Genomic DNA, 26,592 nt, shown 5'->3' with positions numbered 1-26,592 from the left:
GTCACAAGCAATTGTGGTTTATAGGCTTTTCTTAGAGCAAGGGAGCAACTTAAGAGCAAATATGTTCATCGACACTGAACGCATCATTGAGAACGATTTCTGATACTGTTTGTTGTCCATCGAGCTCAACTAAGAGTTGATAGTGACCTTCTGGACCAGATGGACCCAATATAGGTGCCTCTATTTGAAAAATGGCTTTTATCTGATTATCTCGAACATCTATCGGGATTTGATAGGTGACGCCATCGAATTTAATCGACGCCGAAACTAGGCCAGGTTTTAAGGTTTGGTAACCTACACGTACAATAAGCTCGCAACCACCGCCATGATGCCAAACTTGCTCAGTTGAGACCATCCCCATCCTAACATTTTGAATAAACTGAAGTAATGGTGCTTTCCCAATTCTTACAGATTGAGTTTTATCTATCGTGTTTGTGGGCAGGCATTGGTCAGCAAAGCCACATTCTTCGGGGTCGAGAAAAAGCATTTCAAGCAGATTTCTGCCAACATTAAGCAGTGAACGAATGTCTCTGCGATAGATGTCACTTGAACCATCACAATCCAGAACGGCCAATCCATTAACGCGTATTTCTGCATATTGCTCAATGCCTGTTATAAGTAAGTCTATGCCAGAGTAATCTAACTGGTGCTTCTCCAATACAAATTCATGGGATAAATACCATTCTTGGCACGCTATCTGATTTTCGCTCAATGCGCTTGGTAACACGTCTGAGAGTGAGGTGGGCAGAGCACATGTGGATTGTGGCAATGATATGTCCGTTAAAGACGACAGCTGCCAAGGTGCATTGAGAATTATCTGCATAGAACAACGGATTCCATTCAATGGCAGCAATCTCCGATTGCTGCTGATGTAGAGGTTTACAAACTCTAACGGTTACTCGTCTTCAAAATCGTCTTCGTCGTCATAAACAGCATCATCACCTTCATAGTAGGTTCCCCAACCGTCATAAATGATGTCATGTTTCTCAGCCAATTCGACCAGCTTTTTCACCTGCTCTCCTATCACAGCCTCGTCTAAAGATGATTGCATTGTTGCATCAACACAGAACAACTTATTGCCGTCTTCATCCTCAGTCTCTTCTGCTTCCAACACTTCAAAACCCATCTTAAAAGCGTCAATCACGGCTTTTTCTAATGTGTCAAAGTTCTCTGAGAACAGATGGTGCTCAATGTCATAGACAGCATCGGGATCGCTACCATCTTCCAATAGCGCTTGAATAATGTCTCTGGTGTCTTCTTTTTGAATTTCAATCAACTCATCTACAGATAGATAGTCTTCTTGAGACATAACATTTCTCCAAATTATTCCCACTATATGCTGGGTCAGTTGTACTTCAGGTATGATAAGGCACGCAATATGTCATGGATGCCGCTGAATTGCCATTACTATCTCAATATGTCGTACAATTTAACGCTACATCTTACAAATAGTGCCGATTGGACGCTAATTGCGACTAAATCTGGTAATAGCAAATCAGCTGTGAATATTTAGAATATTATAAAGAGGTATTTTTAGAGCAAACCTGAGCAAAATAAGCATAACTATCTCTATATTGCCTATAAAACGTAAAGTTAAAGATCGCATAAACAAACACATTCTGCCTTAATATCAAACACAAAGTGCATATAAACCCACCTAAAAAGCAATCTCAATCACCTTCACCAACTCTAGATTGCCGAATAACCAAGCAATAAACACATCGCAGCCATATAGACTAATTCGCTAAAAAACAAACTGTTTACACTAAAAGTTAACACAAAAAACTAAAATACAACCAAGTGTTAGCATTTACTATGATTGTGGTAACTTGCATATTTTACGCAATCTTGTCATATATTATGGATAGGTTAAAAAGTAAGGAAGTAATATGAGTAAGTTGTATGTAGGCTCTGAAGTAGGACAATTAAGGCGAGTGTTATTGAACCGTCCTGAGAGAGCACTCACCCATCTCACTCCTTCTAATTGTCATGAATTATTGTTCGATGACGTGTTAGCAGTGGAAGCAGCAGGTAAAGAGCATGACGCTTTTGCTAATACCTTAACTCAGCAAGGCGTCGAAGTACTGCTTTTGCATGATTTATTTGTCGAAACATTGGAAATTCCAGAAGCAAGACAGTGGCTGTTAAATACACAAATATCCGACTTTAGATACGGTCCAACTTTTGCCAAAGATCTGCGTAACTACCTCTCGGAAATGGACAACGAGCATTTAGCCACGGTATTACTCGGTGGCTTGGCCTATTCGGAACTACCTATCCATTCCTCCTCAATGCTGCCTAAAATGCATCGCCCAATTGATTTTGTTATTGAACCTTTGCCGAATCACTTGTTTACTCGTGATACCTCGTGCTGGGTATATGGTGGTGTATCGCTTAACCCGATGAGAAAGCCAGCTCGACAAAGAGAAACCAACCACCTACGAGCCATTTATCGTTGGCACCCTGTGTTTGCCAACCAAGGCTTTATCAAATATTTTGGTGATGACGATTTGCATTATGATAACGCCAATATCGAAGGCGGTGACGTGTTAGTCATAGGTAAAGATGCGGTACTTATCGGTATTTCTGAGCGCACCAAACCTCAAGGAGTCGAAAATCTTGCCGCGAGCTTGTTTAAGCATGGTCAAGCGAAACAGGTGATTGCCGTTGATCTGCCAAAACATCGCTCTTGTATGCATCTAGATACGGTAATGACTCATATGGATGTCGACACGTTTTCTGTCTACCCGGAGATTATGCGAAAAGATTTAGATACTTGGCGCTTAACCCCGAAAGGCAACAATGGTGACATGAACGTTGAAAAGCTACCGAGCTACATCCACGCCATTGAGGATGCACTTTCTCTAGATAGCCTCAAAATTATCACCACTGGCGGGGACAATTACGAAGCTGAGCGTGAGCAGTGGAACGATGCCAACAATGTGCTGACAGTAAAACCTGGCGTGGTTATTGGATATGAACGCAATGTCTATACCAACGAAAAATATGACAAGGCAGGCATCACTGTTTTAACTATTCCTGGTAATGAGCTTGGTCGAGGCCGAGGTGGTGCAAGGTGTATGAGTTGCCCACTGGAAAGAGACAGTATCTAATACAATTAAGATTGAAAATGGTGGCTCGAAAGCCACCATTTTTTTTATGGGTATAGATAGGTATGGAAAGAGATAAAGTTAATCTGTACCACCAACAGTGATTGAATCGAGTTTAAGCGTTGGCTGACCTACACCAACAGGAACACTTTGCCCAGCTTTGCCACATACACCTACTCCACGATCTATGCTGAGATCATTGCCAACCATAGAGACTTGCTGCATCGCTTCAATACCTGAGCCAATTAGGGTTGCACCCTTGACTGGTTGCGTGATCTTACCATCTTCTATCAAATACGCTTCTGAGGTAGAAAAAACAAATTTTCCAGAAGTAATGTCCACCTGTCCTCCGCCAAAGTTAGGCGCATACAGACCTTTTTTCACCGTTGATATGATTTCTTCAGGGGTGTGTTCGCCAGGCAACATATAAGTGTTCGTCATTCGAGGCATTGGCAGATGTGCATAAGATTCTCTTCGGCCGTTCCCCGTCGGCTCTACTCCCATTAAGCGAGCATTGAGCTTATCTTGCATGTAGCCTTTCAGAACCCCTTTTTCAACCAGTACGTTATATTGACCTGCTACGCCTTCATCATCCACGTTTAAAGATCCACGCAGATCTTTTAAAGTGCCATCATCAACGATGGTACACAAATCCGAGGTAACACTTTGACCAATTTTACCCGTGAATACGGAAGATTCCTTACGGTTAAAATCACTTTCTAATCCATGACCAACCGCTTCATGCAATAACACTCCAGGCCAACCTGAACCTAGGATCACTGGCATACTACCTGCTGGCGCAGCCACCGCCTCTAAATTAACCTGAGCTTGACGAATTGCTTCATCGGCAAACTGGTAAGCCACTTTATTGCCGTTTTCATCCGATAAGAAATAGTCGTAACTAAATCGGCCACCGCCCCCCGCGCTGCCTCGCTCTCTTCTATCGCCTTTTTGCAACAGAACACTAATAGACAAACGGACAAGAGGACGAACATCTCCAGCAAAAGTACCATCGGTAGCCGCCACCAACATTTGTTCATGGACAGCGCTTAAACTGACTGAGACTTCTTGCACCAAAGGCTCTTTTGTACGGATATAAGCATCTAGCTGTTTAAGAAGCTCTGTTTTTTGCTCTTTTTCCCAGCAAGATAAAGGATTAATCGATTGATAGTAATCAGGTGTAGCATGGCGTTGCAACGCTTTGACACTGGCATTTTGCCCTTTTCTCGCGATACCGCGAGCTGCAACTGCACTTTGTTTCAGGCCATCTAACTGAATTTGATCAGAATAAGCAAAGCCGGTTTTTTCTCCCGCGACCGCCCTTACTCCAACACCACGATCGATATTAAAAGAACCATCTTTAATGATACTATCTTCAAGCACCAAAGATTCATGCCAACTGGATTGAAAGTAAATATCCGCATAATCAATATGCCGTGTCGCAATGCTTTCCAACGTGTCTGCGATATCTTTTTCCGTCAAACCTGCGGGCTTGAGTAACGCATCTTCAATGCTATTTATAATCATAGTCTGCTCTTAATTTTCAATAAGTTGTTGCCCAAACCGAGTATGGTGTCGGATTGGCATTTTATCTCTTACTTGCTTTACAAGATTTATATCTAGCTCAACAACCACGCTATCCGGTTTACTTTCCAGCTGAGCAACGACTTCGCCCCATGGATTAATCACCATTGAGTGCCCCCAAGTACTTCGCCCTCCAGGGTGCTGGCCAACTTGATTCGCCGCCACGACCCAACACTGAGTCTCAATCGCTCGAGCGCGAAGTAAAATCTCCCAATGCGCTTTACCCGTGACTTCTGTAAACGCAGCAGGCACCAATATAACTTGAGCTCCCATATTTGCCAGCTCAGCATAGAGGTGTGGAAAACGTAGATCATAACAGATTGTTAACCCTAAGGAACCTATTGGAGAGTCACTAAGCTTGATTTCTCCGCCCGGGGTAAACGTATCCGACTCCCTATAGCGTTGATGTTGATCAGCAACATCAACATCAAACATGTGCAGCTTATTATAATGGCAGGCCAAAGTACCGTGGTTGTCAAAAACCAATTGTGTGGTATATACCCCCGACTCATGCAGGATTGGAAAACTACCGATGACTAACCAAACAGAATGCGTTTTTGCCAGCTTAGCCAAGCTCGATTGTGTGTCGCCATCATTGAGCATTTCAGCGGCAGCATGGTAGTCTGCACGACTAGCAAACATCAAGGCATTTTCAGGTGTAACAATCAACTGCGCACCTTGATTTGCCAAAACCTCAACTTGATCTGCAATGTAGGCCAAATTTGTCTTTAAACATGGCCCCGAAGTCATTTGAATAATACCGATACCATTCATGCGACACCTTTTTATTTCACTTCATCCAATAGCTTTTCTGGTAACTTAAACTCACCTTTACTACGGGATATTTCCTTGACCTTGGGGTTGTTCAATGGCCCTTTGACAGAATAATTAACCTGGGTAAAGACCTCAATAACCGGCGAAATTACTGTAGTCACGGCCAGCACATACAATGCTGTAACAGGTGTCACTGCAAATGCACTTAACACTGGAATTCCTGAGGTGATATCTGGCGTGAAGTTCACTTCTGCATCCACCGTCTCAGTGTTTAAGTTAGCCAGCCCCTTAATCTTCATCACACCAGCAACGGCATCCATCTTGATATCGTTGGTGACAAAAACCCCATCCTTGATATTCCCGGTTCCGGTAATGGAATCAAAAGCCATCCCTTTATCAAATACACCAGTAAAATCTAGCTGCATCTTACGTATGATTGAGTCTAAGCTAAACAAGCCTAACAAATTTGCAGCGCCGCTAACATTGGGTATCACGCCTTTGCCAAGTTTGGTGTTTACTGTACCATTTAACGTATTCACTCTCATCGACCAAGGTGCTCCATCCCATGTGACGCTGGAAGAAATATTAAATGGCGCTTGCTGAATGCCTGAAGTGATACCAAAGCGTTCCATCACGTCGCTATTGTTCTCTCCTTTTACTGCGATATTAAAGTGTGTCTGGCTCTTATCACCAGTGAGCAACCAATATCCACTGGCGTTCACCTGATTGGCACCACTCTTAAGTGTCAGATTCTTCCATTCTAGCTTGTCACCCTGACGCTGCAAGTCAAGGTGAACTTGCCCTACTCGATAGCCTTGGAACCAAAAGTCCTTGATTGCTAATGTAATGTTAGGCACAAGCTTATGAAACGAGCGATCAAAGCTAGAAATCAGAGGCTGGTTTTTTTCATGAGCGGTTTCAAATAGCGTTCTATTGTTTTTATTTTCACTGGTTTCTAGGCTAGGCACATAAATTTGTAGGCGATCAAGAGAGACAGTCAGATCATAGGGATCGATATAATTGGCCTCTCCTTTCGCTTCCAAACTATTGAGCTGCATGTACCAACTGAGTACTTTTTTCTTGGCAGTGAATTTTACATCATGCCAATCTAGCGTGGCGAATTTGAGATTCTTTACATCTAGGGTGATTTTTTGTGGTGTGGGTATCTCAATCTCACTGCTTTTATTCGCTGCATTTTTCTTGGCCGTTGTTTTGCTATCACTTGGAAACAGAATATCTAACCACTTATCGAGGTCAAATTTATCCGTTCTCACCACTACACTGTTACCGACCACTGGGCTGACCTTATAATTACCTTTACCGACTACAACATAGTTCGATTTTAGTATTGGCACGTCTTTGCGGATATCAATTTCTGTTTGATATTTCAGGTTTGGGATGGCGAGCCGAGCACTGATTGACTCTTGGTTGCCCGACACTTCCAACTTAGCTCTGCCATTAACGCCCGATGCCTTAGTCAGAGGATACGGATACTCGCTCGTTACGGTTTTCAAGTCAGCTAGGCCATTAATTTGGTAGGTGAAGCCGGTATCCTTAAGTTGTATATCCACTTGCGCATCCCAAGGGGCATTACCTGATAGTCGGCTTGTCCAGCGCTGCCCAACATAGGGAGCTAATGGTTTGACTTTCCAGTTACCATCAAGATGTATTTTCACATCATACGCTTTGCTGCCGTTTTCACCATCAAAGTTGAGTGATATGGGTTGGTCAAGCAATGTAGCCGTTAGCTTCTTAGAGTTAACCACATCATTATCAAAGTTGATACGCCCGGTGACAGAGTGCAAATCCATGGCAGGGGTTTGCACATGCACCTGATTATCATGCAGGTCTGCATAGCCCCAAACATGTGCTTTATCACCATTAAGCGGAATATCGAGCTGGAAGTCTGATTTGACTTGACCATTAATTTGAATCGTAGTGAGTGCAGCGCCTACTGAGTCCACCAAAGGAGTGGCGGTCATGTAATCTCGTACGGCATTGCCCTGCCCAACGACCTTAGCTTTAATCTTTAAACGGCCATCTGCGGCAAACTCTGGGATGCTGCCTTGCAAAGAAACGGCTTTCACTCCTTTTAAACTCGCTTGATTGGAGTCGAAATACATCGAGTCATTTTGGAACAACAAGTTCAAATTTAAATCGGTTATTGCCGGCCATTTAGTATCGAAACCAAATTTGGCATCCTTTAATTTTACAGATGCTTGGAATATTCCATCGTGCTTCGAATAGGGGAAATCAGCTAGCCTGCCATACCAAAGTAGCTGGGCATTATCGACCTTCCCAGCTTGAATCGCCTTAGAAAGATAATCGGTAAGCCCGTGCCCCAACGCCAAAGTCGGGAGGTAACGCCACGTTTCGCCTGCATTATTTAAGCTCGCTTCAGAATAAAATGATAGCAATGGACTTTGATTGTTTGGTACATCTAAGCGAAACTCACCTAATGCATCTAGGTAGGGAGTGGAAACGTCAACATCATTTGACCAAAGTGCCCAACCATTGTGCTCTCGTTGCCAGACAATACGCACATGACCATTTTTGATATCAAGTGGAGCTTGAAATACATCGCCATAAGGCAGCTCATCATTTTGCAAATCAGCGTTAACGACTGCTTTTTGTGCATCTCCTGCAATGGCTGCTTCTAAATGGTTAACTTCGGGCAACAGATACCACTGCTTCATACTGCCATTAGTCAACTCAGCGGAATACTTAAGAGAGTCCAGATTCTTCCCCATCTGGACTCGAATATCACTTAACACACCACCAGGGCTAACTTTAGTTAACAGTTTGTCCGTTGACTCAGTACCCGGCAACAACTTAATCAATGGCGAAATGGTTGAAATATCCAGCTGAGAGACATTCAAATGCCAAGAATTAGGCTGCCAGTCTAAGGCCATTTCTAATTTGGGCCATTTTTTGTCATCGGTTTTGATAGCAAAAGATTGCCCAACCGCTTTCCAACCCTTTTCCTGAGGAAATAAGTTAAACACCCCAGACTGAATATCGAGACGATGGGTTGTGGAGTTTTTCCACACTAAGTGAGACGGCCCTAATTCAACCAAAGCTTGCACTGGTTTACTTTCTGTTAGCGTTAACCAACTCTTAAAACTCGCTTGCCCTTGCTCGATCCCCGTTTCTAATTTCAGGTGTTCACTCAGCCAAGGAGCCACTTGAATATTGTTAGCGGCGACATAAAATTCACCTGAAACATTACTCAAGGAGCCATGATCAACAAAGTTAGCATTAACATGAAGAGAATTTATTTGTGTGCTGGCAACACTCACTAAACCTTGGAATCGGTGCTTACTGCCATGGTTAGCCCATTTGAGAGAGTTAATGTTCAACTCCCGAGTGCCACCATCCATTGATTGATAGTAAATTGTTGAATTTTTTAAAGTAAATCCATCAAGTTGACGTAATAGTAGATGATCAAGGGTGCGAATAAAGCTTTGCCCCTCACTCTCGTGGGCAGGCTTTACCGAAGAGGAACTGTGTAATTTTACACTTCGAATATCGAGATCCATCCCATTCACTTTAAGATCGGCCACAATAGGCTGAGCTTTGAGCAGAGATTGAACTAGGTTGAACTCAATATCAATGTCTTCAGCGGACAGTTTTACCTTACTTCCATCAGGCAGCCTAGCGGTAAAACCAGTAAGAGAAATATACGGATGAAGGTTATTCCAATAGCCACTGATACTAGTCGCCTGAAACTCGAGTCCAGTGGCATCATTAACCCAGCGGGTAATGTCATTTTGAAAATGGCTTAAGTGAGGCAGTAAAACACGAAAACTTGTTACCAAAATAGCAAAAATTGTCAGTAGGCTCGCTACTGACCAAAGAGAAAAGCGCCATAGGCGCTGCAAAGTGCCTTTCACCGACCATCCTCTACATCATAACGACATCAAATTGTTCCTGAATATATAAAGGTTCTGCTTGTACCTTCACTTCCTTACCAATAAAGACTTCCAGTTCTGCCAAGGCATGAGACTCGTCGCCTTGCAGGGATTCTGCAACAGCTGGGGAAGCGTAAACAACGAATTTATCAGCATCATAGGCACGATTGACTCGGGTAATTTCACGCAAAACTTCAAAGCAAACGGTCTCGACCGTTTTAACACTGCCGCGTCCTTCACAGGTTGGACAACTCGAACACAACACATGTTCAATACTTTCTCGGGTCCGCTTGCGTGTCATTTCAACCAGTCCAAGCTGAGTAAAGCCATTGATGTTCGTTTTTACTCGGTCTTTTTCTAACGCCACCTCTAAAGAAGCCAGCACGCGCCTTCTGTGATCTTCTGCAGACATGTCAATAAAATCAATGATAATGATGCCACCAAGGTTTCTCAGCCTCAGTTGGCGTGCGATAGCCTGCGTGGCTTCAATATTAGTATTAAATATGGTTTCTTCTAGATTTCTTCTACCAACAAACGCGCCAGTATTGATGTCTATGGTCGTCATGGCCTCAGTTTGGTCGATGATCAAATATCCGCCCGACTTGAGTGTGACCTTACGATCGAGAGATCGTTGAATTTCGTTCTCGGTTTCGTACATGTCAAAGATAGGCTTATCACCTTCAAACAGTTCCAACTTGTCTGTCAGTTCAGGCACATACTCTGAGGTGAACTCTTGCAAGTTGTCATACTCTACACGCGAGTCGACTAAAATTTTATCCAACTCGGTACCGACAAAATCACGCAGAATGCGCTGTGCTAAACCAAGCTCTCCGTACAGTGTTGTGCGAGTCTTGTACTTGCTGCGACGATCTAAAATTTTAGACCAAAGCCGCTTTAAAAACGCCGCATCTTGAGATAGCTCTTTTTCATCGGCCCCTTCTGCAGCCGTTCGAATAATAAACCCGCCTAGCTCATCACAATATCCAGCCACCACCGCTTTTAAGCGCTCTCGCTCTTGCTCACTTTCTATTCTTTGTGAAACTCCAACATGGCTGGCACCAGGCATAAAGACGAGATAACGAGAAGGAAGGGTAATATCGGTTGTCAGCCGGGCACCTTTAGTCCCAAGTGGGTCTTTCACTACTTGAACAACAATATCTTGCCCTTGACGCACTAGCTCAGAAATGTCGCGTACCTGAAACTGCTGTTTTTCATTTTCGGCGACACATTCAGTATGTGGAACAATGTCGGAAGCATGCAAAAAAGCCGCTTTATCCAGACCAATATCAACAAATGCGGCCTGCATTCCAGGTAGGACACGACTGACTTTACCTTTATAAATATTGCCAACGATACCGCGACGCGCTTCCCGTTCAATATGAATTTCTTGAAGACTGCCCGATTCAATCATCGCAACGCGAGTTTCACTCGGAGTAACATTTAACAGCAACTCTGCACTCATAAGAGCACCTCTTTAAAAATTATAAGAATTCTTGCAAGAGCTGGTCAGTTTCATATAACGGCAATCCAACTACAGCGTAGTAGCTGCCTTCAATGCGAGTGACAAATCGGCCACCTAATCCTTGAATTCCGTAACTGCCAGCTTTATCGCATGGTTCCCCTGTTCGCCAATATTGTTCTATTTCTTTTTCTGACAGAGATTTAAACCACACATCAGTCGTAACAATGATAGAGCGACTTTTTTGCTCAGACATAACAGTCACTGCCGTCATAACCTGATGACTTCGACCAGACAGTTGTACGAGCATTTGTCTAGCATCGGAAAAATCTATGGGTTTCTCGAGTACGTTGTGATCGACCACAACAATAGTATCTGAGCCAATAACAACAGCCCCTGGCTCAATATTCAATCCAGCTAGCGCCTTATCGCTGGATAAACGTTGAACGTATTGTTCTGGTGATTCCTGTACTTGTTGTTGCTCTTCGACCTCGGTTTTTATTATAGAAAACGAATACCCGAGCTGCTCGAGTAACTCTTTTCGTCTTGGGGAGCCTGAGGCTAATACTAGATTGTTATTCATGAACTACTTCACATGCCAATGTCGTCGAACGCGTCTCATGAGCAAGAACAACCACGGCCAAAGTATACAGTTGATCAGTGCACTCCATAATAATAATGGATTAAAAGTCACATCTCTGATCAGATATTCACCGCAAAATATCAATATATCCAATAGCATGGACAAAAGTGCGATCACTACGGCTTGTTGCCACAGCGCCATATTGCGCAGTACCAAGAAATTCAGTGCGACCAAATAAATGACAATCGACATCATCATGCCACGAATGCCAAGAGTAGAGCCAAGCAATAAGTCCCACAATAGGCCAACAATCAAAGCGGTGCCGACGTTTACTCGGTGTGGCAGTGCCAAAACCCAATAGCAGGTAACCAATAGCAGCCACGACGGTCTTAAAATTTCTAGTACGCCTGGCCAAGGGATAGTTTGCAATATCAATGCGATAAGAAACGAGCACCAAATGACTAATTTACTTTTTAAAACATTATTGGCCATCTTTCACCGCCTGTGTCTGTGGCGCTGGATGAGCATTCAATACTCTCTCTTGCCTTTCTTTATTCGGCCATACAAGCAGCAAATATCTTAAGCGCTCAAAATCCACAACCGGTTTTGCCGTGATGTCGGCAAACTCTCGTTTAGTATCTCTGTTGACTGATGTAACGGTCGCGACAGGATACCCTTCTGGATACACACCGCCTAAACCACTTGTCACTAAAAGATCGCCCACACGTATATCTGTGCTCGTAGGTATGTGCTCAAGGTTGATCTGATCTACTTGTCCGGTTCCGGAGGCAATTACGCGAATATCATTGCGGATGACTTGTACCGGAATTGCGCTATTACTATCAGTCAGCAACAACACACGGCTATTTTGTGCAGAAACGTAAGTAACTTGACCAACAATGCCTTTGTCGTTAATCACCGGCTGACCGACATACACGCCATCATCTCTGCCTTTGTCGATCACTATCTGGTGGCGATATGGTGTGGTATCTACCGCCATCACTTCTGCGATCATTTTCCGCTCATCTCTCACATACGGAGAGCCAAGCAGTTTTCTTAAACGCTTATTTTCTTCACGGTATTGATCTAGCAATAAAAGATTGCTTTTTAGCAGCAATACTTCGTTGCGAAGCTTTTTATTGGTATCGAGTAACTTCTGGCGTGAGTTAAATCTATCGTAGAAGCCATCGAACATCGTTCTCGGCAAATCGGCCGCATATTGGATTGGAGCCACTAAACTGTTGAGGTAATATCGAACACTAACAAACGCACCTAAACGACTATCAGCCAGCATTAGGCTGGCTGATATGACTATTGCTAAAAATAGGCGCAGTTGAAGTGAAGGGCCTCTGCCAAAAATCGGCTTCATTAAATTGAGATCCTAAATTTTGCTAAATAATGGTCTAGGTAGATAGCACAAAAAGATCGCTAGCCAGTCTTTTTGTGCAAAAGCGTTATTCTTCGCTAAACAGATCACCACCGTGCATGTCAATCATTTCAAGTGCCTTACCACCACCCAGAGCGACACAAGTCAGTGGGTCTTCAGCAACCACAACAGGAATGCCCGTCTCTTCGGTTAGCAGGCGATCAAGATCTTTTAGTAGCGCACCGCCACCAGTTAGCACCATGCCATTTTCTGAGATATCTGACGCAAGCTCTGGTGGGCATTGCTCTAGTGCCACCATGACCGCAGAAACAATCCCCGTAAGTGGCTCTTGTAGCGCTTCTAGAATTTCGTTGGAGTTTAGACTAAAGCTGCGCGGTACACCCTCTGCTAAGTTCCGACCACGAACTTCTATCTCTTGTACTTCGTCACCTGGATATGCGGAGCCAATCTCGTGCTTAATTTTCTCAGCCGTTGCTTCACCGATCAAACTACCATAATTACGGCGTACATAGTTGATGATGGCTTCATCAAAACGGTCACCACCAATACGAACAGAAGACGAATAAACTACACCGTTTAACGAAATGACCGCCACTTCAGTTGTACCGCCACCGATGTCAACTACCATAGAACCCGTTGGCTCTGATACTCTCAGACCTGCACCAATTGCTGCTGCCATTGGCTCATCAATGAGGTATACATCTCGGGCACCTGCGCCTAACGCAGATTCTCGAATCGCTCGACGCTCGACTTGCGTAGAGCCACAAGGAACACAAACAAGTACTCGTGGGCTAGGCTTTAGCACACTGTTGTCATGAACTTGCTTAATAAAGTGCTGTAACATCTTTTCCGTGACATAGAAATCAGCAATAACGCCGTCTTTCATCGGACGTATCGCAGAAATATTACCCGGAGTACGTCCCAGCATTTGCTTAGCTGCGTGACCTACCGCCGCTACACTTTTCCCAGGCCTTGAGCGGTCTTGACGGATAGCGACCACAGAAGGCTCATCTAAAACGATTCCTTGTCCTCGTACGTATATCAGTGTATTGGCTGTACCTAGATCGATTGATAGGTCATTTGAAAACATGCCACGAAGTTTTTTAAACATATTCTTCGTTCGTCCTGCTAGAAAATTAGAAGATAAAAATTTGCACTAAATGTACCAATGCCTTGCCATATCAGCAAGGCAAACAAGCACAAAGATAGAGTGAAACACGTAATTTCTAACAAATTCCTTACTTAGGACAAATATTTTGACGCATTTACGGACTTGTTAAACCAGGCTCACCCCGAAACAATACTTTGTCATTTCCACGGTGAATACCGAACGTGATGATAGAATAGGGGTCTTCTTCGCCACTGGATGAGCTCACCCAATCATACTGGAGCCAAGAGAGATTGTTGGTTGTGCCACCACAACTGGATGTCATTCTGGCACTGGATAATGTTAACCAGAATTTGATTTGTTCGCGATCGGACACCGTTTGGGAAGCCTTGATCGACCGAGATTCTCCCGACGACACTGTACCACTCCCGGTTAAACTGCCATTGTTCGTTTGACTAGACCAAATGTTCTCCTGACAAAAATTACTGGCGTTAAAACTGGTGCTACTATCGTCAGTGTTGGTAATAAAGTTGCTGCCATTCCAATACTCGGCAGCAAGAGGTACCGTCAACGTATCCCCTTGAACACCCCCAACATCACTAAGGTTGATGCGACCAAATCGAATATCAGGTTGAACCGTCAAATCCTCACCATCTGATGTGTAAGCAACTGGGTCAGTATTACCACTTTGACTGGTGATCTCTATGTTAGTGGTCGCGATATTTTCGCTTGAGTTATACGGTCCATCAGCTGAATAATCTGACTTTTTATTCCAGCAAATACTGTCAGTACAATCGCTACCCACGGTATTGGTAAACGTACCAATTGAGCGTGTGCTGCTCACTAGCGCCCAACTGCCCGCTGAAAATGCAGGAGAAACAAAACGGGTGGGATCTTCAATCAAGTCAAATCCGGCTCGAAGAGAGCTATCAAAATTGACATAATTTTGCACCGCACCTTCACTGGAGTTCAGCGCTTCCACTTGGAATTGCATGCCATCAAAAGGCTGGCCCATGTAGATAAACGTTTGTGAGCCAGGGTAGGTCCATGTGGTATCGTTGACTTTAAAATACGCCGGGTAAAAACGCCCAACCCCTCGATAGCCACGATTCACATTCATGCTTAAATAATTCGCCGCCGTATCTGCCTGCAGCTTGATACTACCCACTTCATTCCAGCTTAGTCCAGAAAAATCATAATAATCGCCACTGCTCGATTTATTGGTGTTTAGCATGGATGTTGTGCCAGATAATGTTCCAGCATTGCCGCCACTTGGGGTATCAATATCATGGGTCAAAGAAACCGTCGCCGACGGTGCGCCCGAATCGAAAAAGTTTTGCGTCACCGTTGTGCTGCACAAGCTAGTGGTGTCTATATCTGCAGATTCACTGCCATTAGATACCCAGACGATAGGTTTCACCATCACAGCAAAAGTACTTCCTGCCGATTTATATCCACTTCCTGAGCTGGCTGTACCACTAATGGTGTCATTGCTGCATATCGCGAAGGTCCAAGGTCGTGCATTAATTTGATGTGAGCCCGTATAGGTTTTGCAGTCTTGTCCACCACCAGATAAAGACACACACTCGGTATTGCTCAAGGTGTAAGTCACCACACCCGCCTCTGAATACAACACGTCCATTTGTGCTTCCACTGAACCACTGTTAAGGGCAAAGTTCAGAGTGACATCATTAGAGACCTCGGTATAACTCGAAGAAGCATCATCTTTGATATTGATAACCGCGCTGTTAGTCGGGCTTGAAGGCTGGCTATAGCTCGTCGCAGTGGTTGTCAGGGTGGTATTGCCAACGTAATCGTTCGAAGTGACCGCCGTTTCCGAGCCTCCAACCGACTGGCATTCTAATGGCGTGACCGTGACTTGCGCTGGTTTGCCAGCAATCACAGAGGTTGGGTTGGTCGAGATATCAAATCGATAAGGGACAAATTTATAACTGCCCGTCAGTGTGGTGTTGGCTTGATCGTCTTCTAAATAAGAGGTTAAGGTAATATCACCCGTGCCTTCACCATCAAGTGATAGCACAAGCGTACCATTAGAATCCGGTTTATAACTGTTACCCGATACAAACGTCCCTGTAGTGACCGATAGCGAGCCTGCTGTGACGCTGGCATGAATATTACCCGTATAAGAGCCAGTATTGGAGCCACCACTATCCACCACCTGCAAAGTAATCGTCTGTGACTCACATGACAAAGCAATATCAATGCTGGGAGAGATGGTTAAACCAAAAGAACTATTTGCCGGATTTAGACACGCCCCTTGTCCATCAATATTGGTATTGGCCACCGATGTGGTAAAAGTGTTCGCCGTCACTGCACCAACAATATTAATTTGGTTATTCAAGGTAAGAGTATCAGCTAGGATCTGCGCACCAAAATCTCCGGTATTGGTGCTAAAGCTAAACGTGGCATCTGGGCCATACATAATCAAATCTTTTGTACTGTCGACATCATTAAGCGTCACCGCATTAGACTGGGTGAAAGAAGTCACAACGAAAATCTGCACATTTTGTTTAACGCTGATCGTTCCTCCATTAAAGCTCATGGTGCCAAAGGTATAATTCCCGTTTGCAGCAAATTTGCTTTCTACATCGCCTCCAGAAGAGTAAGTCTGAATTTTTGTGCCGTAACCATTGGCTTCGCCCAGATCGGTAAAATTGACAATGAAATCTTCCGAGCCATAGGCATTCACGGTTAAACTTTGTAGAGATTGCAATATATTTAGCGTGATCACATTACCACTGACGCTGTAGGAGCAATTTGGGCTGACACAAGTTGAGGTGTAATTCCATTGATCAATGCTTAAGCTCGTTGTGCTGGTGAAACCTGGTGCAAGCGAAGGAGGCGTGCTAACTTCTGTCCCACCTGAAACACACTTGTAGGTGCTGCCGCACGCTCCTGCAAGGCCTGCATGATAAGACACACTATCAAAAGCCACAGTTAGATCGCTACCCGATAAGTTCGAATCCAGATAGCTTTGTGACCAACCTGTAATGCTACTGCTGGAGTTATTCATATTGAGAGAACTGCCCGTTTTCCAAGCTTGAGCAGGTTCTGGAATATAATCGCATAAGTTTAAGCTAGAAAAATCTGTCGGAGTTGAAGAGCAGCTTTCCGGTACATCTGAAATCAAAGTCGCGTTATCTTTTATGATTAAGTCTTTCGTCGTAATGGTGCCCGTAATTTGCACGTCTTCTGATAACTCAATGTAGTCTTCAACAAACCAATGACCAACAAAAGCACTGTCTCCCTTTAAAATCACTTCCGAATCATTATCAGAGCCATTACGCGAGACAATGATAAAGTCATCTGGGTTGTCTGAGTCGACATCTATAGTAGCACTAGATAGCACTTCCATCTTTTCTACATATAGGGTGACTGCACCGACAATTCTTAGTGTGGAATTATCATCTAGCTTTAATATTTCCTTTATTCGAAACGTACCATTAGACAAAGTTAGGGTTTGACTACCGCTCAATTCTTGTTTGTTATACACATTGTCAAAGGTTACACCACTGATAGAAAAATCAGGTTCATCTTCCAAACGAAGGCTTTGCATGAAAATGCATTTTGCACTGCCACAAGATTTATTTACATTTTCCTCATTGGACGTTTGATGAAAGCCTATTTTTCTATCCGAGACACCAAGAATAGCATCTTGGGTACTTAACCAAACTTGGGCGTTGCTGTTTTCCCAAGTTTGAGCGGCGGTAGCGACACACACGCCGTCAGCTAGGGGATATATAGCCGCAGCTATGAGTTTTTGACTAGCGAGCAAAAATAGCAACGCTATTATTAATCGGCTTATCATAGCTACTCCCTTACCCATACTTCTTGCGTCCTTTCTACTTCATTGATGCCAGAGCCACATATCGCACTCGACTCCACTTTATAGTAGTTCACACTATCCAGTGTACCGATCGACGTACAAGCAACCGTTACGCTTGCACAATTATTAAAATAGGAGCTGCGCATGGTGTTAGCACCCGTGGTAATCGCCGCTGCAATAGGATCACAATTTGCCGCTACCGCAGCCGAAGCATCGATTGGGTACAGCTGAGTCAACACATACTCATTCGCCGAATGGGCCAATAGCCAAGCTTGGGTCCCCAACACATCACGAGTAATGGCATCTCGATTCGAATATTCGATGCGCGCTAAATTGGCCCCCAAAAAGCCCATCACGACTAAGACAAACACAGCAATAATGTAAAGGTTGCCTTGTTGCTTACTAATGGAATAGGCCTTTTGATTAGGGAACATTGAGCACCTGCACGTCTTGTTGGTAGTTAGTCGACTCGCCATCTTGAGAGAAGGTGAGATCGATATGCACCAGTCCACCTCTTTGCATATTGGCTGGAAGGTATTCAAACGCCCCGGACACAACATTTTCGGCCACTTGTATGCCATTTCGTGTCACTTGACCACTGCTGTTGTACACACAGTACGACACTTGTGAACTGTATATATATTGCCTATCCGCCACCGAGTTGCTGCTTAATGATGAAACGCCTCCAGAGATGATGTAGGTAGAGCCTGATAGCGACACAGTTGGGCTAGTTAGGCTAAATGCATTGGCGGTATCAGCATAAGTGGTTGGGTTAATTATTAACGAACGACTGGCATCGATAATATCGCTTGACGACGCACCACTACTACCAACCAAAAACTGGATATCGTCACCGACAGTGGCGTAAAAGCCTGCATAATCTATCGGATAGAAAGACACACAAGAGTCCGCACTAGAGACAGCGGTATTGCTAACGATGTTTGGCACACTATGACGGATTTCGCGCGACATTTTTTCCAACACAAATTTCGCCTGTGTTTGCAGTCGCTGACGCTCAATTGAATCCTTATATCCCTTCATACCAATCTCAACAAACCCTGCTAACCCAAGAACCAGAATTCCTCCTACAATTATAGTTAGGATCATTTCAATCAGCGTGAAGCCTTTCGCGTTCATTAGTAATTCCCTCGAAAAGCTCGAAACGTTATCGGTGTTTGATTGCTAGCTGTGATGGTGAGCGTGATTAACTTCATGCTCCAATCGGTAAAGTTTGTGTTGTCATAAGCCACGGTTATTACGACATTAAAGTTTTTATAAGTACTGGAACTGCTTTGCACAATTAGGTCCAAGTCGTTGCAGCTGCCCGCACCTCCTGGCTCCCAACAACCTATGTAATCATCGACATCGTTGTAATTTGGCGCGACTTCGCCTGTATCACTACCCAGTGTTAATGACGAACCGGTACTGCCAGAGCAATTTGGTGCCCCAACATCAGTGGAAGAGCAGCGAATCACATCACCGTCAAAATCACTTTCTTGATCGAACCCACGAGCTAATATTTGCGACATTAAACTTTGCCCAAGTGCGGATGCCCTGACTTGGTAATTTGGATCAGCCGAGCGGCTAATTTGTGGGAATAGAAGCGTGGTGAGACTTATCATCGCAATCGCGATGATAACCATGACAATGATACTTTCGATAAGAGTAAAGCCACTTTTGTAGATCATCAGCAGGCCCCCCTAGAAACAAATCCTTGCGAATTGATACAGACAGAAGCACTACTGTTGTCGTCAGAAAAGGCGATGGTGACCCCAGGGCTTGCCGAACCTTCCGGGTTCCCCAATAAATCAAATGTCACTTGGCTAAGGCTAGGTGTTGAAGAAACGCTTACAGAATCAAAGCTTAATACATCACTACGAGTTGAGCGATCAGAGGTTGCACAGCCCGTTACCGAACCTATGCAGTTACTTGATATGGCTAAGATAAAATTATTATTAGAGGAACTAGAACCGACATTAGATTGCATGCGGTTAACTTGCACTTGGCGAATGATTGAAATCGCCTGAGCTTGGGCAGCAAAAGCAGAAAAATGAGATACACCAAAATATCGGCTGGCAGCATAAACGGACACAATCGCTATTAACAGAACCACCACGAGCAGCTCTACTAGAGTGAAGCCTTTAGAGCAAAGTCTATAGCGTCCATTCACACCACAAGCACTCCTTCACTGTACGGCGAAGCTACGGCAGCCTAAGTTTAAACGACTAAAAGCGCAACCTTGCGCCTATAGTCGTAGTTAAACATTAGCAGCTAGTGCTAGTGACTGTTGCCGTATAGGCTGAGCTCGCACTTGCAGCTTGATTGTAGGTCACATAACAACCTGTAGCTGCTATCGCGGCTGCCGTAGTAAGAGAGCTGTCTTCAAATGTTATCAGTCGGCTTGTGCTGCCCGACACTTGAGATGTCCAGTCGGTTGATAAGCCAACAACTGCGCTCTCAATCCCTGCTGTACTAGGATAACCATACACTACCGCAATACTATCTGACGTTGTCGCCGACGCACTGGTTTCAAGCCCTTCTATCGCGGCCTTGCCGTAAACAATGCCAGCGGCACCATCGATTGCACCTTTAAGCCCCTGAAGTGAGGCTTGCCGCGCATCACCTTGCAGATTCAAAAAACGCGGAGCAGCCGTTACGGCCAAGATACCGAGTATGACAATCACAACCACTAATTCTATTAGTGTAAAGCCACTTTGTTTGTTCATTAATAAACCTCCATGTTGAACAAGCAAAATCTAAAGCAATAAAGTATTGACTAAAAAATCTTTTACCCTAACTAATTTATAGTCACATTTACCTTGCCTGTACTAATTTGGTAAACAAATTTGTGATTCGTATTACCTTCTCTTTGTGTATACGTGCAGGAATTGTCAGAATCACTTGCTTGAGCGCTAAACTTAACTTCTTCTCCCAACTCAGACACTTGAGCCACGCTCGGCGCATTATGTAGCAGATTTTCCATCAACTGGATGCAAATTTGGTCAGTAAGACTGTTAGGATAGCTAATATTATCGCTATTCACAGCAATCGGATAACCATCTTGGAATCCTGTACTGTTGCCGTTAGCTGATTTGGCTCGCGTCAACCAGAAGTCCACACCATCATAGTTGACGGTATTGTACTTCTCGCCATTGATGGTTATAGATGGCCTGGCTTGGGCTTCCCATTGCGCCCGTGCTGAGGTCACTCCTGTAGCAAAGCCTCCTGCCACCGCCTCGATAGCAGACTTTTTCGCAGCGCTGACGGTATCGAGCAATCTTGGCAGTGCGGCGACGGCCAGCACACCAATAATCACAATCACAATAATCAGCTCAATGAGCGAAAATCCTTTAGTTCTAATGAACACGCCTATCCATCACATTGTTATCTCGCCTAACCAATTAAAAGACTTCAAAGCTCTCGCCTCGTAACTGGATAGTGACGCTCTCGTTATTCAAGCTTTGGTACTGACAAAAGTATTGGTCATCAAAATCGCTTTCCGATAGCTTAACAGCACTACCCTTTTCGCTGACGGATTCAGGGGATAGTAATTCAATCCATATCATGCAATTTGATGAACCATCATCTGATATGGGCAAAAGCCAACCATGCTGACTAAAGTGAAGTACTTCTCCATTGACTAAAATGCTGGTAGGTTTGCTTTTTAACAACCATTCTTGGCGATAAAAGCTCGCTCTATCAATAATTAGCTTCTTTGCGATCACCACTGAGGTGGCATTTATCTGTGAATCAATACTTTGCCAATAGCTAAAAAAGCTCGCTATCAATATCATGACAATAAACAACCACAGGGCGAGTTTAAAATGCCGCGTCGAGTATATGTAATCATCCTTTGATGACATCCAACATTCCCCACATTGGCAAAAAGATGCCCAGTGCCAATATCAGAACCATACCTGCAACGATAACCAATAGGATTGGTTCAATTCTCGCCGTTAGTGTTTTCAAGTCGTAATCCACTTCCCTGTCGTAAAAATCGGAAGCTTCTAGCAATAACTCGTCAATTCGGCCCGTTTCTTCACCCACTGAAATCATTTGAATCACCAACGAGGTAAACACCTGACTATTAATGGCTGCTGAGGATATAGTGGTACCGGCTTCAATGGCTGACTTCATTTCCAATAATCGAGATTCGAGAAACTTATTGCCCAGCGCTTCGGCCGATAGTGCCAGCGATTGGTTAAGTGGCACGCCAGCCCTTAGCATCAATGCAAACGTGCGAGAAAAGCGTGATAACTGAGCTCTATTCACAATCCCACCAACAATCGGCATCCTCAGCCGTATGTGATCCCACTTTTCTCGACCACGAGCGGTATTCACCCATAACTTAAATGCGACGAATAGAGATATCATGACAACGATCATCAATACCCAGTTGTTGACAAAAAAGTTCGACATGCCAATAAGAATTTGCGTGGGAAGCGGCAAATCCACACCAAAGCGATTAAACATTGTGGAAAACTGAGGTATCACTTTAATGTTTAAAACAAACATGGCGACCACGATAAAACTGATAACAAAAGTCGGGTAGCGCATTGCTGTCTTAATCCGCTTACGGGTCTCCACTTCCTGTTCATAATAACTGGCTAACTGATGCAGAGCTTCATCCAAGCGGCCCGTATTCTCACCCACATGAATCATCGAGGTGAACAAGGCACTGAACACTCTAGGATGCATTTGCATCGCCCCCGACAAACTTCGACCACTAGACAGTTCATTGCTGACATCCTCCAGCGCCTCTTTGAGCATTTTATTAGCACAATTTTGCGTCAAACCTTTCATCGAACGCAGTAATGGAATACCTGCTTTGGTTAAGCTATAGAGTTGGCGGCAGAAAATAACCAGTACTTCTAAGGGAACAGAAGGCATAAAAGCGGCCTTCCAGTCAAAGCCACTTTCAGTATTTTGCTTGCCTTGTGTTATTTGAAGAGGAATTACGCCCTTATTCATCAAGGCTTCTGCTGCCAGCTCTTGAGTAGCAGCTTCAACATTGCCTGCCGCTTTACTGCCATCCAGTTTTCTTCCTTGATAACGATAAATGGGCATCTTTTCCACCTAACTACATCATGATTGCCTGCACAGACCCTGAAGAGTCACCCTCACCTAAGTGCATCACTTCATCCAAACTCACAATACCATCGAGTGCTAGCTCCATTGCGGAAGCGAGCAAAGGTTTATACTGCTGCGACTTCCGTGCTGATTCCGCAAACGCAACCGCATTGTTATCGCGTAATGCGTCCATCATGTCATGGTCAAGCTCAAGCATTTCAAAGACACCAATTCTTCCTCGATAACCGGTCAAGTTGCAGTTTTGGCAGCCTTTCCCTCTGACAAATGAGCTGGAGGCTTGGTTGGGAAAGCGCGTACTCAACCATTGTTTTCTCGCTTCATCAATCGCATCATCCACTTTGCAATCCGGGCACACTTTGCGCACAAGCCTTTGTGCAACCACGGCACGCACTGCGCTTGCAACTAAATAGCCAGGCGCTCCCATATCAATCAAACGCAAGGCGCTATCCACGGCATCATTGGTGTGCAACGTACTTAATACCAAGTGGCCCGTCAGTGCTGCTCTTAAGCCAATTTCAACGGTTTCATGATCGCGCATCTCACCAACAAGAATGATGTCGGGGTCTTGACGTAAAAAGGTGCGCAATACGGTTGAAAAGGTGAGATCAATTTTGGGATTGACCTGCACTTGATTAATGCGAGACAAGCGATATTCGACCGGGTCCTCAACTGTGATGATTTTTTTCGCCGCCTCGTTAAGCTCCATTAACGCGCCATATAAGGTGGTGGTTTTACCTGAGCCTGTTGGGCCTGTCACCAATATCATCCCATGCGGCCTTTTGAGCTGTCTCCTTAGACGCTCTAACAAATCCGCTGGGATTCCCGAGTCTTCCAATTTACGTACACCGGTGGATTGATTCAGTAACCTCATGACCACAGACTCGCCATGCTGGACTGGCATGGTCGACATACGAATATCTACCGACTGCCCTTTGGAGCGAATATTAAAACGCCCATCCTGCGGTAAGCGTTTTTCTGAAATATCCAAGTTCGCCATCAGCTTTAACCGCAGCACTAATGCAGAAGAGATATTCACCTCATTAAGTAAGGTTTCATGCAAAATACCATCGACTCTTTGTCTTAGCCGCAACACATTCGCATCAGGCTCAATATGAATATCTGACGCCCCCACCTGCACGGCATCTTCAAACAACGAATTAATCAACTTAACGACGGTGACTTCTTCACTGTCGTCTTCTCCAGTATCAAGATCAAAGGCCTCATTGGTGCTGTGCTCAGCTTGCAACTGCTCAGCAAATGAAGCGATTTCTTTAGTACGACGATAGTAGCGGTCAAACGCTTCAACTAACTGATTTTCAGGTGCGATAACAAACTCAAGTGCGTATTTCGACAACTGGCTAAGTAACGACTCTTGTGCAAACAAATCCGCCGGATCACTCATGGCGACACGCAAAGTGTCACCAGATTGGCCAAACACCAAAGCTCTTAAACGACGAGCGTGCACCTCCGGTAGTATCTGAACAGCATCGATATCAACTTGAGCACGGTTAAGATCAATAAGGGGAAGCGCCAGTTGTTGAGATAAGAAGGTGAGCATTTGATGCTCAGTTAAAAATCCCAACTCGATAAGTGTGTCACCCAGTTTGCGACCAGTTTGCTTCTGGCTGACCAAAGCGTCTTCTACTTGTTGCTCGGTTATAATGCCTTCTTCGACCAGCAAATCACCCAATCGTTTACGCAGCTTAATTTGCATGTGGGCCTCCTTCGAGCGAGTTAAGAAGCTCCAGTCTATCGCGAATAAATTGTTGTGAACGCTTGGATACACCCACTTTCGCCAATGCATTCTGGTATGATTGCGCCGCGCCTTTTACATCTGAGTCACGCTCTTGTTGTATCGCAAGCCCTAACCACCAACGGCCATTACTGCTGTCTTGGCCGACCAGCAATTGATAACTCTCTAGAGCAATCCTGTCTTGGTTATTTTTTTGTGCCAATGCGGCTCGCAAAGATAGGTAAGGCGTTGACGGTTCGCTAGGTAAATACACTAAAGGCGCAAGCGCCGCCTCCGCTCGGTCTTCTTTAATCAATAGCTTCGCGAGGGCAATACGTAAGGTTTCTCCATTAGGATTGAGTTGCATTCCCTGCTGCAGTATTTCCGACGCTTTTCTCGCATCTCCCCTACCGTAGTAGAGCGCCGCCAATTTTTGCCTGACAACTTCATCTCGCGGCACATGCCTCAACGCGGAAGAATAAGCTTTGACTGCACCTTTGATATTGTTCTCATCGAGGGCTTTCTGCGCCTCTTCTATCTCTTTGTCAGCGATCTGCCTTGGGGTAAGCTCCACTTTTTCAATTACAAAGCCTTGTTCCGGCCTAGTGATAGTAGAACGAGGCGGTGGGCTCTTCGGCTTAGCGACCGATGACACTTGCTCAGAAACCTGCTGTCGAGGTATTTCCGTAGTAGCGATATCTTGGGTTGGTTTAACAGGAGAGGTGCTTGAGGCTTTGGCCGCGACTCGTGGCTTTACGCTCGATGGCTGGGTTTTCGGTTTAACGGGTTTTACGCTGTATACTTGAGTGGCATCCTCTGTCGCTTTTACCGTTGGAGACAATACTGGTTTTGCAACATCAATGGGACTTTGTTTTTCATTATTTGATTTTTGAGTAGCTGGAGTAATATTAGTTGCGCTGTGACTCGCCGCTACCTGAACGGCCTTTATGTTTGTCTTGCTGATAGGTTGATGGCTGTCGACTTCATCCCCAGCCGACATCACAGCCCAACTACCAACAGCTAATGTGAGAACTAGGCCACCGACAGCCCAAGGCCACAGAATCAACTGTTTGATTGGTTTAACTTCAACCTTTTTGATTTCACTGGCGGCTGTCGTTTCAGTTTCTGTGATTTTTGAAAGCGCATCATTAATTTTGCTCATCCACTACTCCAGCCCCATAAGAGAGGAGATTTGAATTTCGGCTTGCGACTATCAAAAGTGTCGTGAATCGCAGAATAAAGATGCAAGTTAGTGACTTTTCTCTCGCCACTACTAAAAGCAAGCACTAAGGTTTTGTGGCAAATTTGGTTGATAAGTCGAGGAATGCCATGACTCGATCGCCACACCGCTTTTTTCTGATTGAGGCTAAAAAGCTTGTCAGAGGCAGAAGATTTATTTAATCGGCTCTCAATATAAGCCACCGTTTCTTCCAAAGACAAAGGGCGTAATTTCGCTGAAAAGGTAATTCTTTGCCTCAACTGGCGTAGGTGGTGTTGCTCCAATCGGTGATCTAGCTCAGGCTGACCTAGCAACACAATACTAAGCAGTTTTTCATGCTCGGTTTCTAAATTACCAAACAGCCTTAGCACTTCCATGGCTTCATCTTCTAACGCCTGAGCTTCATCAACAATGACCACGACTTTTTTACCTTTGCTGGTCACATCAATAAGCTTTCTTTGAATATCATCAACGATGGTCGCAGGATTCGTGACTTCAATGGACAGCTCAGTGGCAACCGCCTGTCTAAGTTCTGCCCCCGTCAACGCCGAGTTAGGTAAATACACCAGTTGAACTGATTTTTCCAAACTTCTTACCAGCATTCGGCACACCATGGTTTTGCCCGTGCCCACTTCACCGGTGACCTTAATGATGCCTTCTCCCATACCTAGTGCAGCATTAACGGTTTGGATTGCTTCATAGTGAGGCGCTAACCCAACAAACAGTTCAGTATTGGGCGTAAGATGAAACGGGTATTGGGTAAATCCAAAATGACTAAGATACATAA

General features: G+C 44.5%; 23 protein-coding genes. 1 reads left to right on the top strand and 22 read right to left on the bottom strand.

Annotation, left to right across the window (positions count from 1 at the left end; all coding sequences use genetic code 11):
- Window positions 1-49: 49 nt before the first annotated feature.
- On the bottom strand, window positions 50-823 hold the full coding sequence (locus tag M9194_RS03745) for a glycosyl hydrolase 2 galactose-binding domain-containing protein (protein ID WP_250611077.1): 774 nt from the start codon (window positions 821-823) through the stop codon (window positions 50-52).
- Between the two features lie 72 nt (window positions 824-895).
- On the bottom strand, window positions 896-1,309 hold the full coding sequence (gene rraB / locus M9194_RS03740) for a ribonuclease E inhibitor RraB (RefSeq protein WP_250611076.1): 414 nt from the start codon (window positions 1,307-1,309) through the stop codon (window positions 896-898).
- A 580-nt stretch (window positions 1,310-1,889) separates the two neighbouring features.
- On the opposite strand from rraB, the gene arcA reads away from it, so the two are divergent.
- Complete coding sequence (gene arcA / locus M9194_RS03735) at window positions 1,890-3,113, top strand: arginine deiminase (RefSeq protein ID WP_250611074.1); 1,224 nt, start codon at window positions 1,890-1,892, stop codon at window positions 3,111-3,113.
- Window positions 3,114-3,191: 78 nt separating this feature from the next.
- Here arcA and tldD read toward each other — a convergent pair whose 3' ends face one another.
- From tldD to M9194_RS03635, 20 genes are all read right to left on the bottom strand, one after another.
- Entirely contained in the window at window positions 3,192-4,637 is a 1,446-nt protein-coding gene (gene tldD / locus M9194_RS03730) for a metalloprotease TldD (RefSeq protein ID WP_250611073.1), read from the bottom strand.
- Window positions 4,638-4,646: 9 nt separating this feature from the next.
- Window positions 4,647-5,468, bottom strand: coding sequence for a carbon-nitrogen hydrolase family protein (locus M9194_RS03725; RefSeq protein ID WP_250611072.1), 822 nt, complete (start codon window positions 5,466-5,468; stop codon window positions 4,647-4,649).
- Window positions 5,469-5,479: 11 nt separating this feature from the next.
- Entirely contained in the window at window positions 5,480-9,361 is a 3,882-nt protein-coding gene (locus M9194_RS03720; protein WP_250611071.1) for a YhdP family protein, read from the bottom strand.
- A gap of 10 nt (window positions 9,362-9,371) precedes the next feature.
- Complete coding sequence (gene rng / locus M9194_RS03715) at window positions 9,372-10,841, bottom strand: ribonuclease G (protein WP_250611070.1); 1,470 nt, start codon at window positions 10,839-10,841, stop codon at window positions 9,372-9,374.
- 19 nt (window positions 10,842-10,860) lie between these two features.
- The gene (locus tag M9194_RS03710; RefSeq protein ID WP_250611069.1) at window positions 10,861-11,421 is read right to left on the bottom strand and encodes a Maf family protein; all 561 of its coding nucleotides are present in this window, start codon (window positions 11,419-11,421) and stop codon (window positions 10,861-10,863) included.
- Between the two features lie 3 nt (window positions 11,422-11,424).
- Window positions 11,425-11,913 (bottom strand): rod shape-determining protein MreD, encoded by a 489-nt coding sequence (mreD, locus tag M9194_RS03705; protein ID WP_250611068.1) that lies wholly within the window; start codon window positions 11,911-11,913, stop codon window positions 11,425-11,427.
- Window positions 11,903-12,790: a rod shape-determining protein MreC gene (mreC, locus tag M9194_RS03700; protein ID WP_250611066.1), complete on the bottom strand. Its 888-nt coding sequence runs from the start codon at window positions 12,788-12,790 to the stop codon at window positions 11,903-11,905. The genes mreD and mreC overlap by 11 nt, the downstream gene beginning before the upstream one ends.
- An 85-nt stretch (window positions 12,791-12,875) precedes the next feature.
- Window positions 12,876-13,919, bottom strand: a complete 1,044-nt coding sequence (locus M9194_RS03695; protein WP_250611064.1) for a rod shape-determining protein — start codon at window positions 13,917-13,919, stop codon at window positions 12,876-12,878.
- Between the two features lie 154 nt (window positions 13,920-14,073).
- Window positions 14,074-17,763, bottom strand: a complete 3,690-nt coding sequence (locus tag M9194_RS03690) for a DUF6701 domain-containing protein (protein WP_250611062.1) — start codon at window positions 17,761-17,763, stop codon at window positions 14,074-14,076.
- Window positions 17,748-18,197, bottom strand: coding sequence for an MSHA biogenesis protein MshP (locus tag M9194_RS03685; protein ID WP_250611061.1), 450 nt, complete (start codon window positions 18,195-18,197; stop codon window positions 17,748-17,750). The genes M9194_RS03690 and M9194_RS03685 overlap by 16 nt, the downstream gene beginning before the upstream one ends.
- Window positions 18,187-18,900 carry a PilW family protein gene (locus tag M9194_RS03680; protein WP_250611060.1) on the bottom strand — a complete coding sequence of 238 codons (714 nt, stop codon included), beginning with the start codon at window positions 18,898-18,900 and terminating at the stop codon, window positions 18,187-18,189. Before M9194_RS03680 ends, M9194_RS03685 begins: the two co-directional genes overlap by 11 nt.
- Window positions 18,900-19,451 carry a prepilin-type N-terminal cleavage/methylation domain-containing protein gene (locus M9194_RS03675; RefSeq protein WP_250611059.1) on the bottom strand — a complete coding sequence of 184 codons (552 nt, stop codon included), beginning with the start codon at window positions 19,449-19,451 and terminating at the stop codon, window positions 18,900-18,902. The genes M9194_RS03680 and M9194_RS03675 overlap by 1 nt, the downstream gene beginning before the upstream one ends.
- Window positions 19,451-19,933: a prepilin-type N-terminal cleavage/methylation domain-containing protein gene (locus tag M9194_RS03670; protein WP_250611058.1), complete on the bottom strand. Its 483-nt coding sequence runs from the start codon at window positions 19,931-19,933 to the stop codon at window positions 19,451-19,453. The genes M9194_RS03675 and M9194_RS03670 overlap by 1 nt, the downstream gene beginning before the upstream one ends.
- A gap of 94 nt (window positions 19,934-20,027) precedes the next feature.
- Entirely contained in the window at window positions 20,028-20,489 is a 462-nt protein-coding gene (locus M9194_RS03665) for a type II secretion system protein (RefSeq protein ID WP_250611057.1), read from the bottom strand.
- A gap of 71 nt (window positions 20,490-20,560) precedes the next feature.
- A complete protein-coding gene (locus tag M9194_RS03660) occupies window positions 20,561-21,130 on the bottom strand; it encodes a prepilin-type N-terminal cleavage/methylation domain-containing protein (RefSeq protein WP_250611055.1) in 570 nt (189 codons plus the stop codon).
- A 34-nt stretch (window positions 21,131-21,164) separates the two neighbouring features.
- The gene (locus tag M9194_RS03655) at window positions 21,165-21,626 is read right to left on the bottom strand and encodes a hypothetical protein (RefSeq protein WP_250611054.1); all 462 of its coding nucleotides are present in this window, start codon (window positions 21,624-21,626) and stop codon (window positions 21,165-21,167) included.
- Entirely contained in the window at window positions 21,610-22,830 is a 1,221-nt protein-coding gene (locus M9194_RS03650; protein WP_250611053.1) for a type II secretion system F family protein, read from the bottom strand. Before M9194_RS03650 ends, M9194_RS03655 begins: the two co-directional genes overlap by 17 nt.
- Before the next feature lie 13 nt (window positions 22,831-22,843).
- Window positions 22,844-24,568, bottom strand: coding sequence for an MSHA fimbrial ATPase MshE (mshE, locus tag M9194_RS03645; protein WP_250611052.1), 1,725 nt, complete (start codon window positions 24,566-24,568; stop codon window positions 22,844-22,846).
- Window positions 24,558-25,748: a tetratricopeptide repeat protein gene (locus M9194_RS03640; RefSeq protein ID WP_250611051.1), complete on the bottom strand. Its 1,191-nt coding sequence runs from the start codon at window positions 25,746-25,748 to the stop codon at window positions 24,558-24,560. The genes mshE and M9194_RS03640 overlap by 11 nt, the downstream gene beginning before the upstream one ends.
- The gene (locus M9194_RS03635) at window positions 25,745-26,590 is read right to left on the bottom strand and encodes an ExeA family protein (protein ID WP_250611050.1); all 846 of its coding nucleotides are present in this window, start codon (window positions 26,588-26,590) and stop codon (window positions 25,745-25,747) included. The genes M9194_RS03640 and M9194_RS03635 overlap by 4 nt, the downstream gene beginning before the upstream one ends.
- Between the last annotated feature and the right edge of the window lie 2 nt (window positions 26,591-26,592).

This window comes from Vibrio sinus (assembly GCF_023634645.1).
In the GTDB taxonomy this organism is placed as follows: Bacteria; Pseudomonadota; Gammaproteobacteria; order Enterobacterales; family Vibrionaceae; genus Vibrio; species Vibrio sinus.
This window is presented reverse-complemented; position numbering and strand designations above follow the sequence as displayed.

Coding starts and splice junctions, on each gene's coding strand:
- rng (WP_250611070.1), bottom strand. CDS start 10,841: ATGAGTGCAGAGTTGCTGTTAAATGTTACTCCGAGTGAAACTCGCGTT.
- M9194_RS03665 (WP_250611057.1), bottom strand. CDS start 20,489: ATGAACAAACAAAGTGGCTTTACACTAATAGAATTAGTGGTTGTGATT.
- M9194_RS03725 (WP_250611072.1), bottom strand. CDS start 5,468: ATGAATGGTATCGGTATTATTCAAATGACTTCGGGGCCATGTTTAAAG.
- M9194_RS03640 (WP_250611051.1), bottom strand. CDS start 25,748: ATGAGCAAAATTAATGATGCGCTTTCAAAAATCACAGAAACTGAAACG.
- M9194_RS03655 (WP_250611054.1), bottom strand. CDS start 21,626: ATGTCATCAAAGGATGATTACATATACTCGACGCGGCATTTTAAACTC.
- rraB (WP_250611076.1), bottom strand. CDS start 1,309: ATGTCTCAAGAAGACTATCTATCTGTAGATGAGTTGATTGAAATTCAA.
- M9194_RS03650 (WP_250611053.1), bottom strand. CDS start 22,830: ATGCCCATTTATCGTTATCAAGGAAGAAAACTGGATGGCAGTAAAGCG.
- M9194_RS03685 (WP_250611061.1), bottom strand. CDS start 18,197: ATGTTCCCTAATCAAAAGGCCTATTCCATTAGTAAGCAACAAGGCAAC.
- tldD (WP_250611073.1), bottom strand. CDS start 4,637: ATGATTATAAATAGCATTGAAGATGCGTTACTCAAGCCCGCAGGTTTG.
- M9194_RS03695 (WP_250611064.1), bottom strand. CDS start 13,919: ATGTTTAAAAAACTTCGTGGCATGTTTTCAAATGACCTATCAATCGAT.
- mreC (WP_250611066.1), bottom strand. CDS start 12,790: ATGAAGCCGATTTTTGGCAGAGGCCCTTCACTTCAACTGCGCCTATTT.
- arcA (WP_250611074.1), top strand. CDS start 1,890: ATGAGTAAGTTGTATGTAGGCTCTGAAGTAGGACAATTAAGGCGAGTG.
- M9194_RS03675 (WP_250611059.1), bottom strand. CDS start 19,451: ATGATCTACAAAAGTGGCTTTACTCTTATCGAAAGTATCATTGTCATG.
- M9194_RS03745 (WP_250611077.1), bottom strand. CDS start 823: ATGCAGATAATTCTCAATGCACCTTGGCAGCTGTCGTCTTTAACGGAC.
- mreD (WP_250611068.1), bottom strand. CDS start 11,913: ATGGCCAATAATGTTTTAAAAAGTAAATTAGTCATTTGGTGCTCGTTT.
- M9194_RS03635 (WP_250611050.1), bottom strand. CDS start 26,590: ATGTATCTTAGTCATTTTGGATTTACCCAATACCCGTTTCATCTTACG.
- M9194_RS03710 (WP_250611069.1), bottom strand. CDS start 11,421: ATGAATAACAATCTAGTATTAGCCTCAGGCTCCCCAAGACGAAAAGAG.
- M9194_RS03690 (WP_250611062.1), bottom strand. CDS start 17,763: ATGGGTAAGGGAGTAGCTATGATAAGCCGATTAATAATAGCGTTGCTA.
- mshE (WP_250611052.1), bottom strand. CDS start 24,568: ATGCAAATTAAGCTGCGTAAACGATTGGGTGATTTGCTGGTCGAAGAA.
- M9194_RS03680 (WP_250611060.1), bottom strand. CDS start 18,900: ATGAACGCGAAAGGCTTCACGCTGATTGAAATGATCCTAACTATAATT.